Source organism: Collinsella sp. OM06-18AC, assembly GCF_003438785.1.
Taxonomy (GTDB): Bacteria; Actinomycetota; Coriobacteriia; order Coriobacteriales; family Coriobacteriaceae; genus Collinsella.
This window is the reverse complement of the sequence record NZ_QSTX01000004.1, coordinates 56,630-72,379: the sequence shown is the minus strand read 5'-3', so window position 1 is coordinate 72,379 and position 15,750 is coordinate 56,630. Positions and strand designations below refer to the sequence as shown.

Annotated in this window: 9 protein-coding genes; all 9 read left to right on the top strand. The window is 57.1% G+C overall.

Features of this window, described 5'->3' with window-relative positions:
* Nucleotides 1-60: 60 nt before the first annotated feature.
* The 9 genes from DXB86_RS03675 to DXB86_RS03635 all read left to right on the top strand — a co-directional run bounded on the left by DXB86_RS03675 (nucleotide 61) and on the right by DXB86_RS03635 (nucleotide 15,739).
* Nucleotides 61-1,500 (top strand): PTS transporter subunit EIIC, encoded by a 1,440-nt coding sequence (locus DXB86_RS03675; RefSeq protein ID WP_117736184.1) that lies wholly within the window; start codon nucleotides 61-63, stop codon nucleotides 1,498-1,500.
* 649 nt (nucleotides 1,501-2,149) lie between these two features.
* Nucleotides 2,150-3,598: a glycoside hydrolase family 1 protein gene (locus DXB86_RS03670; protein ID WP_117563637.1), complete on the top strand. Its 1,449-nt coding sequence runs from the start codon at nucleotides 2,150-2,152 to the stop codon at nucleotides 3,596-3,598.
* Between the two features lie 236 nt (nucleotides 3,599-3,834).
* Entirely contained in the window at nucleotides 3,835-5,115 is a 1,281-nt protein-coding gene (locus DXB86_RS03665) for an MFS transporter (protein ID WP_158555274.1), read from the top strand.
* Nucleotides 5,116-5,357: 242 nt separating this feature from the next.
* On the top strand, nucleotides 5,358-6,179 hold the full coding sequence (locus DXB86_RS03660; RefSeq protein ID WP_117736182.1) for an HAD family hydrolase: 822 nt from the start codon (nucleotides 5,358-5,360) through the stop codon (nucleotides 6,177-6,179).
* A gap of 503 nt (nucleotides 6,180-6,682) precedes the next feature.
* Nucleotides 6,683-10,006 carry a Spy0128 family protein gene (locus tag DXB86_RS03655; RefSeq protein ID WP_117736181.1) on the top strand — a complete coding sequence of 1,108 codons (3,324 nt, stop codon included), beginning with the start codon at nucleotides 6,683-6,685 and terminating at the stop codon, nucleotides 10,004-10,006.
* On the top strand, nucleotides 9,999-11,651 hold the full coding sequence (locus DXB86_RS03650; protein WP_158555273.1) for an isopeptide-forming domain-containing fimbrial protein: 1,653 nt from the start codon (nucleotides 9,999-10,001) through the stop codon (nucleotides 11,649-11,651). Before DXB86_RS03655 ends, DXB86_RS03650 begins: the two co-directional genes overlap by 8 nt.
* Nucleotides 11,652-11,772: 121 nt before the next feature.
* Nucleotides 11,773-13,503 (top strand): SpaA isopeptide-forming pilin-related protein, encoded by a 1,731-nt coding sequence (locus DXB86_RS03645; protein WP_117736179.1) that lies wholly within the window; start codon nucleotides 11,773-11,775, stop codon nucleotides 13,501-13,503.
* Nucleotides 13,504-14,021: 518 nt separating this feature from the next.
* Entirely contained in the window at nucleotides 14,022-14,984 is a 963-nt protein-coding gene (locus DXB86_RS03640; protein ID WP_147330816.1) for a hypothetical protein, read from the top strand.
* On the top strand, nucleotides 14,966-15,739 hold the full coding sequence (locus DXB86_RS03635; protein WP_117736177.1) for a hypothetical protein: 774 nt from the start codon (nucleotides 14,966-14,968) through the stop codon (nucleotides 15,737-15,739). The genes DXB86_RS03640 and DXB86_RS03635 overlap by 19 nt, the downstream gene beginning before the upstream one ends.
* Nucleotides 15,740-15,750: the final 11 nt, after the last annotated feature.

The window sequence follows — 15,750 nt, the reverse complement described above, 5'->3', positions numbered from 1 at the left end:
AAGGTACCGGCTCGCGGTAGGGGATATTTTTGTCGAAATTTGGAAAAGAGAGGACAGATCATGGCAGGTAAATACGACGATCTTGCTGCCCAGATCGTAGAGCTGGTTGGCGGCAAGTCCAACGTCAAATGCGTCGCACACTGCATTACCCGTGTTCGTTTTAAGCTCAAGGACGAGTCGAAGGCCAATGACGAGGCAATCTCCGAGCTGCCCAACGTCATCAAGGTCATGCACGCCAACGGCCAGTACCAGGTTGTTGTGGGCAACATCGTCGAGGACGTCTACGACGCCGTTCTCAAGGCCGGCGGTTTTAGCGACGGCGGCGCCGTCGACGCCGATGACGACGATGCCGCTCCCAAGGGCGTTACCGATGTGATCATCGACCTCATCTCGGGCATCTTCGCCCCCATGCTCGGCACCTTCGCCGCTGCCGGTATCATGAAGGGCCTGCTGGCGCTCGCTACCTTCCTGGTCCCGAGCTTTGCCAACGACGGCGCCTACACGCTGCTCTGCACCGTCGCTGACGGCATGTTCTACTTCCTGCCCGTGGTGCTTGGCTTTACCGCGGCCAAGAAGTTCAAGATGAGCGAGTTCAACGGCATGGCCATCGCCTTTGCCCTGGTGTATCCCACCATGGTTGCCCTGACCTCGGGCGAGGTTGTCGGCTCCGTCGAGCTCGGCTTTGCTGGCACCTTCTCTTGGTACACCACGTTCCTGGGCCTGCCGCTCATCATGCCTGCCTCGGGTTACACCAGCTCCGTTATCCCCATCCTGCTCATGGTCTGGTTTGGCTCCACCCTCGAGCACTGGGTTAAGAAGTGGATGCCCGCTTCTATGAAGATGTTCTTCACCCCGCTGATCGTCGTCACCGTTACCGTCACCCTTGGCTATCTGGTCATTGGCCCCATCGCCACGCTCATCACCAACCTGCTTGGTGAGTTCTTCGCGCTGCTGTTTGGCCTGCCCATGATCGGCTCCCTCCTGGGCTGCACCCTCGTCGGTGCCTTCTGGATGTGCCTGGTCATCTTTGGCTTCCACTGGTCGCTCGTGCCCATCGCGCTGGTCAACCTGTCCACTCTGGGCCACGACTACATCCTGGGCTCCGTTATCGCCCACTCCTTCTCGCTGGGCGCCGTGCTCTTCGCCATGTATCTCAAGAACAAGGACGAGAAGTTCCGCGGTATCGCGCTGCCGGCCATGATCTCCGCCTTCTTCTTTGGTGTCACCGAGCCCGCTATCTACGGTGTCGCCCTGCCCGATAAGAAGGCCTTCATCAACGCCAGCATCGGTTCTGCTGTGGGCGGCCTCATCATTGGTCTCTCCGGCGCCGTGGTGTACATGTCCGGTGGTCTGGGCGTCTTCAACTGGCTGTCCTTCATCGACCCCTCCGGTGTTAACGGCATCAACCACATGATCTGGGCTATCGTTGCCTCTTTCGTGGGTGCCGCCGTGGGCTTTGCGATCGAGTTTGCCACCTACAAGCCCGAGGCTGCCAAGTAGCCCAAACGACAAAGACTCGGTACCAAGCCGGCGGGGGGAGCGCCCCGCCGGTTTTTTTCAAAGGGGCTAGATGCCATGCGCTCGTCCGAGCGACTGCCCAAAATCAAAACCATGCCGGATTACGGGGCTGAAACGGTGAGTGCTGACCATACCCCGTTTTTCCGTAAACTGACAAGCCTCCTACCTGCGGTTTTGTCCTTGCCGTTTCTGGCATGCTCAAGGGGCACTGGTTCTGCCCCGTAAACCGGCATGGTTTTGAACCTGCCAATAAGGGACAGGTTTATTTTGGTCGGTTTTATCTGGGCAAACGTCGTCTCCGTCAGCTCCGTCCGCATATCTTAAGCCGGCATAGTTTCGATGGGTCGGTCCGCGCGCGTCCCGCAACATGCCTCGCCACGAAACCGGCCTATCTACTACGTTTAAGTGGTAGGGGCCAACCACACGGTGGTTTTTCGAAAACCGCCAAGCCGTCTACCTGCGGTTTTATTTTTGACAATTGCGGCGTGGTCGGGGGTTCACGACTAAACGTAGTAGATGGGCCGGTTTCGTGGCGGCCGACTCAACGCGAACTCCGATCGGGACGCAAATTACCTCGTGGACGCCGCTTCGGCGTCCACGCAACATCCCAACACGTACGAAAGGAGCCAACATGGCTTTTCCCGATGGATTTCTGTGGGGCGGTGCCACTGCCGCCAATCAGTGCGAAGGCGGATACAACGAGGACGGCAAGGGCCTCGGCGTTCCCGACATCATGACCGGCGGCACGGTCTCCGAGCCGCGCCACATTACCGACGGCATTCTGCCCCAGTACCACTATCCCAGCCACGAGGCCGTGGACATGTACCATCACTATCTCGACGACATCAAGCTTTTTGGCGAGATGGGCTTTAAGTGCTACCGCATGTCCATCAACTGGAGCCGTATCTTCCCCAACGGCGACGAGGCCGAGCCCAACCAGGCCGGCATCGAGTTCTACCGCCGTGTGTTCCAAGCCTGTCAGGAGCAGGGCATCGAGCCCATGGTCACCCTTAGCCACTATGAGCTGCCTTATGGTCTGTCCAAAAACTACGGAGGCTGGAAGAACCCCAAGCTCATCGATTTCTACCTCAACTACGCCCGCACCGTCATGACCGAGTACAAGGGCCTGGTGCGCTACTGGCTCACCTTTAACGAAATCAATTGCCTGCTCATGGGCGGCTTTGGCGGCGTGATGGGCGGCGGCATGGTGCCCGAGGCAACCGACACGCCCATGGCCTTTGGCGACTGCGACTGGGACGACCCACAGGCGCGCTTCGATGCCCTGCACCATCAGTTCCTGGCGAGCGCCAAGTGCGTCACCATGGGCCATCAGATCGATCCCCAGAACAAGATCGGCTGCATGATCGCCGGCAACGCCTGCTACCCGCACACGTGCAATCCGGCAGACGTTCTGGCCGCACAAAAGCAGCAGCGCGAGATGAACTTCTACTGCGGCGACGTGCAGGTGCGCGGTGCGTATCCCTCGTGGGCGCCCAGCGTGTGGCGCCGCGAAGGCGTGCACGTGGAGGTTTCGCCCGAGGACGCCGCCACGCTGGCCGCCGGCAAGGTCGACTTCTACAGCTTTAGCTACTACATGAGCGCCACGGCCACGGCTGACCCGGTGCTGCTGGAGCAGGGCAACATCTTTGGTGGCGCCGGCAACGAGTACCTCAAGAAGAGCGATTGGGGTTGGGCGATCGACCCCGAGGGCCTGCGTTACTACCTGGAGGAGGTCTACGACCGCTACCAGGTGCCGCTGATGATCGTCGAGAACGGCCTGGGCGCGGTGGACGAGGTCGAGGCGGACGGTGCGATTCACGACGGCTACCGCATCGATTACCTGCGCGAGCATATCAAGCAGATGGAGATTGCCATCGAGGACGGCGTGGACCTGATGGGCTACACCATGTGGGGCTGCATCGATTTGGTGAGCGCCTCGACCGGCGAGATGAAGAAGCGCTACGGCTTCATCTACGTCGACAAGGACAACGACGGCAACGGCACGCTCGCCCGCAGCCGCAAGGACAGCTTCTTCTGGTACAAGAAGGTCATCGCCACCAACGGCGCCGACCTGGCCTAGCCAAGTCTCAACCAGCGTAAACGTCGCAACCACCACAAAGGGGCCAGGCACCTTTGTGGTGGATTTTGCTTTGGTAGATGTGTGGGACATGCCTTACAATCTACCAAGTAGTTCATGACGGGCGAAAAACGGAGAAAAGGGGCTTGATGCGTCCTTAATGTTTCATGCGGATAGATTGATTTGACAGACGGTGGCGAATGCCCGCCGTCCACATTCGTATGAAACAAGGAGTCTCCATGCTCGTCTCTCTTTTCTCAAAGCCTCAATCATCGCTTTCCGTGCAGGCCAAGCGCCTGGTGGCGATGCGCTTTCTCATCTACACCGGTTTTCAGACCAGCTACTTTATCGGCGTCATCGGAACGCTCACCTATGCAGACGATGCCTCGGTTGTCGCGACATCGCTGGCCGTTCTGTTTATGAACGTTTTCGTGATCCTGGGATCCTTTGCGGGCGGCGCGGCGCTCGACGCTTGGGGTCCGCGCCGCCATTTCTTGCTGAGCATCGTCGGCGCTCTCGCAACTGGCACGGCAATCATCGCCTTTGGCAGCGCGACCGGCATCGTCCTGCTCGGCGCGGTGTTTCTGGGCTTTACGATGGGGCTCGCCCAGCCCATTGCCACATCCTATCCGGCCTACCTCACCGACGATCCTGTCGAGCTCAAAGACATCAACTCCGCCATCGCCATGGTTTCAAACGTGAGTATCATCGTTGGCCCCACTCTGGGCGGCTTTGTCGCGGCTGCTGCATCGTCACGCGCGGTGTTCGTGCTCATGATGCTCTTTACCGTGCTGGCGCTCGTTGCCGGCTGGGGCTTTAGGTCGCAGACCAGCCATGTCGTCGGGCATGCGGATGCCGATTCGGCAGAGGAAGGGGAGCGTGCGGGACAAAGCTCCAACCCCAGCACGTCCGCCCGTGTCACCTTCGCGACCAGCATCAAAACAGTCTTCACCAACAGCGTCCTCGCCCTGCTGTTCTGCATCATTTTTCTTTCGAACTTTGGCTACGGAGCCTTCGATCCGCTGGAGTCGTTCTTCTACCGCGATGTCCTGCATGTCGGCGTTGAGTGGATGGGCTGGCTCTCGTCGGCCTCGGGTGTGGGCGCGGTGCTGGGTGCCGTGCTCGCGCTCCGCTTGCCGCCGCACCTGGTCAACCTTAAAACCCTGCTCGTGGCGCTTATGTCCGTGGGCCTGGGAAGCCTGCTCTATGTGGGGACGCCGTACGTGGGCGTGGCCCTCGTCGGCCAGATCGCCCTGGGCATTGCTTGGGGTGTCGTCAACCCGCTCCACAACACTATCGTGCAAACGACGGCCCCGCTTGAGCAGCTCGGCCGCGTCAATTCGGTCATGGGCTTTGGCAATATGTTCGCCGGCGTGGCGCCGCTGGCGATTGCCCCGTGGCTGGCGGCGACATTTGGCGTACAACGGACACTCGTAGGGGCGGGCATGGTCGTGACGGCAGTTCCCGCGGCGTTGCTGCTGTTTGGACGCCGGCATCTGGATCGTGCCGTAAAGCGGTAAGAAACCATCACAACATTCGATAAAAACCGCGATTTTGCCGAAAAACGTCGAATGTTGTGATGGTTTGCGCCCCGGGTCAGGCCATCCTGCGGATCCGGCCACCCTGCGAGTCCTGCCACCACAAAGGAGTCAGGCACCTTTGTGGTGGTTTTTGCTTTAACGGGCCGCGCCTGCGCCTTGGTATACCATGTACGCCGTTTGCGAATGCACCCCACACCGCCGCACAACCCAGAAAGGCCCCCATGGACACCACCTTCAGCCACATCAAAGCCGTGTTCTGCGATATCGACGGCACGCTGCTCACGAGCCAACACACGGTGTCCCCGCGCACCGTGGCGGCGATCCGCGCCCTGCGCGAGCGCGGCGTGCTCTTTGGCCTGTGCACCGGGCGCGACGCCCACGCGACCGAGGCCATGTACGAGCTCTGGGGCATCGAAGGCCTGGTAGACGTGCTGGTGGGCTGCGGTGGCGCCGAGGTCATCGACCGGGCGCACGACATCAACGAACTGAGCTATCCGCTGCCGGGCGAGACCATCGCGCGCATCTGCAAGCACATGGCGGACCTTCCGGCAACGCCCGTCTGCCCCCGAGACGGCGTGTTCTACGTGCCCGAGAGCAACGCGTGCGTCGAGCACCTGTCACGCGTCGACGGCGTGCCCTACCAGGTGGTCGATTTTGCCGAGTTTTTGCGCGAGCCGCAGCCCAAGGTGATGTTTACCATGGCGCCCGAGGTAATGCCGCGGGTGATTGAGCGGGCGTCGACGTTTGCCGATAACACTGTTAAGGCGGCGGCTCTGCAAACCACGCAGCGGCTCTACGAGTTCATGGATCCGCGCGTGTCCAAGACGCGCGGCCTTGTGCGCGTGGCAGAGCTCAACGACATGGATCTCCAGGACATCTGCGTGTTTGGCGATGCCGATAACGACACCTGCATGGTGGCTGACGCCGGCGTGGGCGTGGCTATGGCAAACGGCAGCGACGCCACCCGCGCCGCCGCCGATTTTGTAACCGCCAGCAACGACAAAGACGGCATCGCGATCTTTATTGAGGAACATCTGCTGTAGCGGGGGGAGAACTACCACAAAGGGGGCAGGCGCCTTTGCGGTGGCCTCAGGCGATTTGGGCGAATTGATACCTAAAATCTGCGCGCAAATTCAAATATGGTCGTCAGAACATCATGCTTCTAACCACCGATGGGTTTTTAGATATTCTCATCAATTTGGTAGGATATTCATCCCGGTTAATGACCTACCACTCACGGTCGATTTTCGACCGTTCACAGGATGCTCGCTCTTGAGCAAAATGTTGTGCAAATAAAACTAATGCCATTAAAAAATAATACGCAACTAAATTACCAGCAGAAACAAAAAATAGATAGCGAATAAACGAAGGTAAATCTGAGCAAATGTCAAGAGAATTGAGAACTCGCTACAAAAATGTCGGTTTTGTTGCTCAGATGTTTAAACAATCGTTATAATTGCATTACTAAACGAGCGCAATTACAGATTGCGCAGATACGTTTGATAGTGAAAGAGCAAGATCGCGGTCTCTTGGGGAGGAGACATCGATGAAAGCGAATTCGGACAAATCTAAGCAGAGTAATAAAGCGACGCGCCGTGTACTGGCAGGCGTTTTGTGCGGAGCCTCCGTGTTGAGCCTGGTACTGTCGCTCGTCATGCCTCCGATCTCGCAGGCCATTGCCAACGATGCCGAGGCGGTTTCTACCGAGGAAACTGTGATGGGGGGTTCCTCAAGTGAGTCTGCTGGTGTAGACAACACTGCTAACGAGGATGCCGTAAACCAGGATAGTGATGGTGCCGTGGCCGACGACGATGTTCAGTCGGAGGAGCAGTCCAAGGACGAGTCACAGGCAGAAGATAATGAAGCGATCGACGATGGTGCTGGTTCGTCAGCCGAGGAGGCTGTGGCGAGCGAAGAGACAGCCACGGACATCAATAATGCCGATGATTTGCAGAGAAAGCTTCTAGGCGTTGGGGAAAATAAAGCCGCCAGCTTTAAGCTTTCGGCTGATATTGACTATGCTGGCGAAATCACACTTAACGAGAACGGCAGCATGATAACGCTGGACCTAAACGGCTTCAAAATCACGCATTCAGGCGACAATTCAAACAAGCCGCTCTTCAATATCGCCAATAACGCTGCGCTTACCCTCAAAAATTCTAAACAAGGGTCTGATCAAAAGCAGGATTCGGATGGCGACAATAACGGGCGAGTTGCCTTGATGGGATGCGACAGTTCTGGCATTCCGACTAAGCTGACGTATTACGTGACCGAATCGACGCCGAACGGTACAGGGACAACCGAGACTCTCTATAGGCACGAGGTCAGCATCAAGGGTGCCATCGTGGGTACCGCTGCTGGCTCCACGATGAAGCTCATCAACGTTTATGCGGGCGGTACGTTTAATCTCGATAGCGGCGTACTTACCCAAAAGAAAAATTGCAACGTCGGCAACCTCATCTATGCCGAAAACGGCTCTACCGTCAACATGAGCGGCGGCTATGTGTGTGGCGCTTCTAGCTCGGGCGCGGGCGCGGGCGCGGGCATTATGGTGTCCAACGCGAATGGCGGCGCTTCGACCCTCAATTTGACCGGTGGCGTAATTGCAGGCAACTATGCCTCCAATGGCGGCGGCGTGTACGCTAACGGATCCACAATTAATATGACCGGCGGCACGATTTCCGGTAACGGTACGTTCAAAGATCGATCAGGCTACGGCGCCGGTGTTTGTGCCGTTGGTTCAACAGTAGTCATTTCAGGTGGTTACATTACCAACAACAACTATCAGTTCTACAACGACAATGAAGGCTCTACGAAGCATATCGGCAACGGATGTCACGGCGGTGGTGGTATTGCTGCCTTCAATAACGGCAGTCTCACAATTAACGGTGGCTACATCACCGGTAACTATTCTGCCGAGGCCGGTGGCGGTATTTATGCTGGCGCTTGGAATCAGGCCCTCTCCTTGTTTTCGTTCTCTGGTGGAAGCATCGCCAGCAATGTGGCGCAAAACTCTGAGGGCGGCGGCATCCGTATCGCTGCGCCTACAGTTGGCGAATTTAATGTGATCGGCGAGAAAGCCTACATAACTAACAATACGACTAATACCCCCAATGACTGGGGCGGCGGCGGCGTGTTTGTCCAGGGAGGCAACAGTGCCGAAGGCGTTAATTCGGCGTGTCTCAAGATATCCAACGCCCTGATTACCAAAAACTCGGCCAAGGGCTATGGTGGTGGCTTCGCGGCCTGCCCGAGCGGCAAGACGGCGATTACAGATGCCAATGGTATTGCGATTTTCGGAAACACCGATGCAAACGGTGAGAATCTATCAGGCGGCACCAATGGTAAGAATGAAGACCAGCCTTCAAGTGTTGATGGCGGTGAGATTACTGATGACTTCAAGAGGCGTGGCCATGAGGACCTCTTCCTTATCCGCAAGTCGGATAACGCTGACTATATCGCAGCCGTAACGGGCCAGATGCTCGGCGGTGGTGCTGCAAATTGGTCGGGCACGATTGACGGTCAGCTTGCGACCATCGGTAAGTATGACGGAGCCCAAGCCAAGTACATGATTGGCCTAAAGTCCAAACCGTCCGCTGAAGATCAAAATGCTGCTATAGGGCTGGCTACGTTATATATCACGGGCAACAGCTCCAATATCCACGGTGGCGGAATCATGACCAACGGAGACGTTGTCGCCGGTTCCACTCGAGAGGTCAAGGTTTACCCCAAGATGAAGCTCAACGGCACCAAGGTGCTTGAGGGCGGCAAGCTTAAAGGAAATGATTTCGATTTCCAGCTTCTCAGGCAGAACAAGATTATTAACGAACTAGGCGAGATCTCATATACGATTCCGAGCTTTGACTCCAATGGTGATCTTCAGCTCAATCGCTGCTCGGTGGTCGATACGGTGAAAAACGATGAGAACGGAAATCTCACCTTTGATCTGGGTGAAGTTTATGCCGATGACGATCTTGTTTACTACTTGGTAGAGGTTCCGGGCACGGACAAGGACAAGGGCGTGACTTACGACAAAACGATCTACAAAATTGATCCTGAGGTTGTGAAGGATGAGGGCAAGTCGCACAACGTGCTTGACATTAAATACACGTATTACAAAGTCAAGAGCGTTTCGGTAACAAAGGTAAAAAATGACGGCGCTGGCGCAAGAACGCCAGAAACAGAACCAGCAGCCGTCACAGAAGCTGAAGGCGAAAACGCTGTTATCGTTGCGCTTACCAGTGGTGCAACTTTCACTAATAAGTTCACTCCGTACGACTCGAAGGGCTCCTGGACGCCTATGGCGACCAAGGTCGTTGAGGGTGGCGAGATGAAGGAGTTTACGCTCGAGTTTGCGGATAACGACAAGTTCGATAAGGCCGAGGCGGTTAAGACCAAAGCCAACGACAAAAACTCTCAGCTCCTGAGCTTCAACCCGATTGAGTACAAGCTCGATCAACTTAACAAACTCGAGACTGACCCCACTGGCCGTGGTGCTTCCAAGACCTTCACGTACTTCGTTCGCGAACAGCAGTCAACCACGCCGTTTACGAACTATAAGTACGACCGGTCGGTCTATCAGATTACGGTTAACGCGACTGACGACTCTAACCACCATATAGACGTCACTGCTACCTACAAGCAGATTCAGGATCGTGACGGCAATCTAGTGACCAACGGCACGACCTACGACCTCACGGACACCTCCACCCCCACCTTCATAAACACCTACTCCACCTCTTTGCCCCTTTCTGGTATGTCGGGCGTCACTCTGACGTACCTTGCCGGCGCGGCGGTGCTTTGCGCTGCTGCGGCCTGGATGCACATTCGTCGCAAGGCGAATGCGAAGGGAGGTGAGCGTCGTGAATAAGAAAGTTAGCTCCTTCCCGATCTTGTTTGCGCTGCTTGCCTTCTTGATCGGTACCTGCGCGGTTGTGTTCCCCGCATCCGCGCAGGCCGAGCCGACCTCGACCGGTTCCATCACGGTGAGCGGCACCGTGGCGAGCAGCTACGATGCCTACCAAATCTTTAGCGCCAACGTCGTCGACGGCGACAACGACGCTAAGATCGCCACCGACCTCGCCTGGGCAAGCGACGACGTCCACGACGCCGCACTGCCTGTGCTGCACAGTGCCGGCATGCCCAAATCCCAGACCACAGCGCAGGAAGCTGCCGAGTGGCTCAACGCCGATTCCCACCTTACGAGCGCGCTGAGCGCACAGCTCGCTCGTTCCCTCCAGAGCTCTGGCGCCGAGCTCGTGGCCCTTAACGCGGGAACGACGGCCGAGCTGCCCTGCGGCTACTGGCTCATCGTCGCTAAGAACGACGCCATCGCCCAAGGCGAGGCCGGCACCGCGCCGATCATAGCCCTGGTCGGCGGCAACGCCGTCACCGTCAAGCCCAAGGCGGCGACCCCCAAGGTCCAAAAGCACGTGCTGGAGGACAGCACCGCCGCCTGGGGCAAGGCCGCCGACGCCACGGTCGGCGACGACCTGTACTGGCGCCTCTCGGCCACGGTCCCGGCGGGGCTCACCGCCTACGACACCTACACGGTGCAGTTCGTCGACACCATGGGCGCGGGGCTCGACCCCTCCAAGGTGGCCGCGAGCATGCGCGTGTACGCGGCGGCGGGCACGGACGGCGGCTTCGACGCCGTCTCGGCCGGTAAGGACGACCGTGTCGGCACCGAGCCCGCGAAGGGCTGGACCGACATCACGGCCCAGTGCAGGGTCTCGGTCGACGGTAAGACCTTCACCGTGCGCACCGGCGACCTGATCGCCTCGCTCGGCGGGGCCGACGCCTTCACCGCGGGCGCCCGCGTGGTTGCTGTCTACAATGCGCCGTTGGGGGCCAACTGCAATCGAGGCGCCACCAAGGGCAACCCCAACGAGGTCTACCTGCGCTACCCGCGCTCTCCCCTCGCCGACCAGTCCGGCGACGCCGGTTTCACCCGCACGCCGAGCGACGACGCGACCGCCTACACCTGGGACCTCGCACTCACCAAGCGCGGCAGCGACGGCGACAAGCCACTGCCCGGGGCGGTCCTGAGCATCGCCGACGACCGCGGCCGCACGCTGGCGGCCGATGGCACGTGGGATGCGGAAGGCAAGGCCACCGTCATCACGGGCGAGGACGGCCGCGTGACCGTCTCGGGCGTGGACTCGGGCAAGCTGGAGGTCCGTGAGCTCAAGGCGCCCAAGGGCTACACCGCCTTTGAGGGCACGCGCTGCGTGACGGTCAAGGCCGAGGGCCTGAACGTCAATCAGGTGGCGGCTGCGAAGCCGAAGGTGACCGTATCGGCCGAAAGCCCTCTGCGGGTTGATGCCGCCGATGCCGGGAAGGGTTTGGTTGAGTTGTCGTTGCTCAACGCCCCAACTAAGGAAATAGGTCGAGGCTTTATGCCCTCGACGGGAGATAGAACGTTGGTGTTGGTAACGGCTTTGGCCGTCATCGGAGTAGTGGCTATTGTCGTCGCGCTCGTCATCAAGCGGGGAGGAGGTCGCCATGATAAATAATTGTCCCCCCCCCCTGCTCAATGGCGTACTGCCTCCGTAGCGAGTGGCGCGCAGGGAAATACGCCTGCTGGCTTTTGATGATGACAAGAATTAAAGCAACCTCCAAGAAAGAGGTCCCAACATGAAAGCAACCAAGAACATCGCACGCCTGGCAGTAACCGCCGGCCTCACAGCAGCGCTGAGCTTCGGCGGCGTAATGGCACCGGTGACCATGGCGTTTGCAGCTGAGGGTACGGCTGCAACGGCCAATACCATCACCATCAATAAGAATGAAAACAATGGTGATGTGAAGTACAAGGCCTACCAGATTTTCGAGGCCGATGTCGTGGATGAGAGCGGCAAGACTGGCAAGACTGACAAGGTCGTTTCGAATGTTAAGTGGGCAACTGGCGTTAATGACACGACGCAAAAAGCCATTATTAAGGCCATCAACGACTATAATAAAGATAAAGCAGACGATCTGACAACCGATGCCAGCCCGCAGGATGTTGCCAATTGGCTGACTGCCAACATTACCGGGACCACAAACACGACGGTTCTCAAAGACACCGATTTGCTCAATACGCTTGCTGGACTGGTTGCGAAGAATGTCAATCCGACTAACCCGACGGGCGTTGGAGAGACTTCGTTTGGGGCGGGTACCAAGGTTTCTTTCGATAAATCTGGTTATTACCTGTTTCTGACTGACGCGGACACTTTGGCTTCGGATAAGTCGACGACCGGCAGCAAGAATACTGCCACTTCGCCGATTTATGCCGTCGTGGGCGCCGGCGATGTAGAGGTTACCGAGAAGACCAGCATTCCTACGGTCAACAAGGAAGTTCGTGAGGGTGCGACATGGGGAAAGGTGAGTGACTCGTATATTGGCGAGGAGGTCGAATATAAACTGACTGGTTCCGTTGCGAGCAACATCGACACCTTCACCAAGTACGAATATACGTTCCAGGATCATCTTTCTGTTGGACTGGAGGCTATCAAGAGCTCCGTTACGGTGACAATTAACGGTCAAGTTATCCAGCCTGCAAATGGCTACACGGTAGACCTTGTGGACACTAAGAACGCTTCTGGGAACCTTACTGGCGGTCAAGACCTGACGATTTCCTTCTCCAATCTTAAGGATGCTGCAGCAGCTGCAGGCGTGACGCTTAGGGGCGACTCTAAGGTCGTTGTGACCTATAAAGCAAAACTGACCGATAAGGCTGAATACACTGCCGCCGGTAACACCAACGAGGTCAAGCTTGTCTACTCCAACGATCCCATGTCTAACGGCACCGGCACTTCCGAATCGAAGAAGGTCGCTGATTACGTCTTCGGCTTCGATGTCACTAAGATCGACCCGGATAACTCGTCTGCGAAACTCGATGCTGGCTTTACGGTCAAAATGATTAAGGAAGGGTCCGATAAAAGCGTTGAAAAATGGTTGAAGAAAGACGGCAGCTTCAGTAATGACGTAAATGGCGCTTACACGTTTGAAACTACGGAGGCTGGCAACAAGGTCTCTATTCCCGGACTTGTTGCAGGCACATATCTGATTTCTGAGAGCAAGACACCTGCGGGCTACAACACCATTGCCGACTTCGAAATCACGGTGGCGCCTGAATACAATACAGACGGCACGCTTAAAAAGCTCAATGTGACGTCCAATTCCAGCATGGCCGCTCCTACGACTGATGAAAATGTGACCACGACCAAAATCCCCGTCACCATCAAGAACAAGAAGGGCTCCGGCCTCCCGCTGACCGGCCTTAACGGCGTGACCTTCACTTGGATCGCTGGTGGCGCGGTGCTCGTCATTGGCGTGGCGCACCTCATCCGCAGCCGTAAGCAGGCCGAGGAGTCCGAACAGGAGTAACGCTCGCTCATCCATCCCTTTGGCAGGTGGGATGTGATGGCCATGAGACTTGCGGACACTTTTCTCGTTCATCCACGTTCTTGCTTTGCCATTCTCTTTTCGGGGCAGACTCCGCGCTGGAGTCTGCCCCGTTCTTTTGGGACAACGCAGCCAGCCTCCACCGTCCGATGCGGGTACGTTCGTCATCGCGTTTCTTGACTCGTATGAGGTTCGGATTAAGGTCCGTAGGCGCACGCGCGGTGCGGACGGTAGAAGGCATTTGCGCCGCAACAAGCGCAAATAAGAATGCCCGGGGTTAGAGGCCCGGGCATTTAACAAAACCAGAAAACTAGGCCGCCCGCGCTTTCGAACACTTACGCGGGATGCGTCGATTCCTACTGACATTGTATCCCGAATCGCCCAGTCGATTCGGGACATTTTGAAAACTCAAATATGGGTTTAGGCGCGAACGGAATCTCGTTAATTCCGAAAATTATGTATAATTCCAATATAAACTGGAATCGAACGAAACAATGGAAATGAACGAAGCGCTAATCTACTTACAAGAAGCACTAGGCCTCTCCGCCAAGGCCAGAACTTGGCCTGGATCCGCACGCTTGCCGCTGTATCTGCGGGCGATTGACGTCCGCGCTGTTGACGCAAACGGTTTTTCGTTTTTGCTTGCAAGTTTGCCTACTGGCGTCGGGCTTCCCGAGGCTAAGAGGGTCTATAGTCAGCTAGCCTTGCGTGCGGAGACTCCTGTTGTCGTTTCGTTTCCTGATGCCGATGCACGTCAGCGCAAAGCATTGGTCGCACAAGGGATTCCGTTTGTTTGCCCCGGCAGACAGGCTTTTCTTCCATTTATGGGAACAGCCTGCACGGAGAGGGGTGGTGCCCGGTTTCGCAACCACGCGACCAAGATGTCACCCAACGCGCAGGCTGCCGCAATCTGGGGAGCAGCCCAGGAGTCATATCGTCCCTATGACCTTTGTCGTGCGCTTGGGATTTCGGCAAGCCGCGCGAGTGAGGCCATAACCGAGCTTGTTGACAGGGGGCTCGCGAGGCGCGAGCGTCGCGAGCGACGTGTCGTCGTGTTCCCTGTTGCCGTTGATCTTCTGCTCAGCGAGCACATGGCAGAGCTCTCCTCGCCTGTCTCGAAGGTCTTTTTTGCAAGGAAGACGCCGCAGATCGACTATCTTGTTGACGCCGGGGAGACGGCGCTCGCTGCGCGTTCGATGCTCGCTGCGCCGGGCATGGAACAAAAGGCCGTCTTAAGAAGTGCATGGCGTCAACTGAGCGACCTCGAAGTCGCAGATGGGGAGCTGCCGGATAACGAAACGGCGATGATCCAAGTGTGGCGCTATGCACCCGTGTTTGCCGGCTCCTCCCGTGTCGACAACATATCGCTTGCGCTATCTTTGGCGGCAATCGACGATGAGCGAATTCAGCTCGAAGTCGATCGCATGTTTGGAAAGGAATATCCATGGCAAGAAGCGCTGTAGAAGGTCTCCAAGAATTTCAGCAGCATATGCAAGAAGCTGAAGGATCGTATGCCCTTATCGGCGGCACGGCATGCGACATTTTGCTCGCGGAGGCGGGGCTTTCATTCAGGGCGACTCACGATTTTGATGTGGTAATTGTCGCCGATGACCGGTTGCCTCAGACGGCAGAAGCCATATGGACTTTGGTGCGTGATGGCGGCTACCGCTGCGGCTGGGGCGAAGGTAAAGGCTCATGTTTTTATCGGTTTACAGAGCCAAAGAGGCCGGGTTACCCCCATATGATCGAGCTCTTCGCGAAGTGCCCCGACTTTCTAAAGGGTCGTGAGGGGATTGATGTGGCGCCAATTCACGTTGATGAAAACATAAGCAGTCTTTCGGCAATTTTGTTAGACGATGCTTACTACAGCTTGTTCCTTCAGGGAATTCGGACCGTAGGCGGCGTTTCGGTCCTGGGCACGGAATACATTGTCCCGTTCAAAGCGAAGGCGTATCTCGACCTAAAAGCTAGAAGGGAAGCGGGGGAGAACGTTGATTCGAGGAAGGTAAAAAAGCATAAACGCGATGCGCTGAGGCTTGCTCAGCTGCTTGGCGAGTCGGAAGGCGTCGACCTGCGCGGAGAACTGAAGGACGATATGCTTGCGTTTGTTAAAGATTGTGAGGTGGGCGACGTCAATCTGAAACAGATTGGGGTTGCGGGCGTAACGATGGCGCAGTTGCTCGAGACGATGAAAGCAACATATGGCTTGATTGGTTGAGTGGAGTTACG

Bases quoted from the DNA above. Each gene is read 5' to 3' on its own strand.
- DXB86_RS03675 (WP_117736184.1), top strand. From the start codon at position 61: ATGGCAGGTAAATACGACGATCTTGCTGCCCAGATCGTAGAGCTGGTT.
- DXB86_RS03670 (WP_117563637.1), top strand. From the start codon at position 2,150: ATGGCTTTTCCCGATGGATTTCTGTGGGGCGGTGCCACTGCCGCCAAT.
- DXB86_RS03665 (WP_158555274.1), top strand. From the start codon at position 3,835: ATGCTCGTCTCTCTTTTCTCAAAGCCTCAATCATCGCTTTCCGTGCAG.
- DXB86_RS03660 (WP_117736182.1), top strand. From the start codon at position 5,358: ATGGACACCACCTTCAGCCACATCAAAGCCGTGTTCTGCGATATCGAC.
- DXB86_RS03655 (WP_117736181.1), top strand. From the start codon at position 6,683: ATGAAAGCGAATTCGGACAAATCTAAGCAGAGTAATAAAGCGACGCGC.
- DXB86_RS03645 (WP_117736179.1), top strand. From the start codon at position 11,773: ATGAAAGCAACCAAGAACATCGCACGCCTGGCAGTAACCGCCGGCCTC.
- DXB86_RS03640 (WP_147330816.1), top strand. From the start codon at position 14,022: ATGAACGAAGCGCTAATCTACTTACAAGAAGCACTAGGCCTCTCCGCC.
- DXB86_RS03635 (WP_117736177.1), top strand. From the start codon at position 14,966: ATGGCAAGAAGCGCTGTAGAAGGTCTCCAAGAATTTCAGCAGCATATG.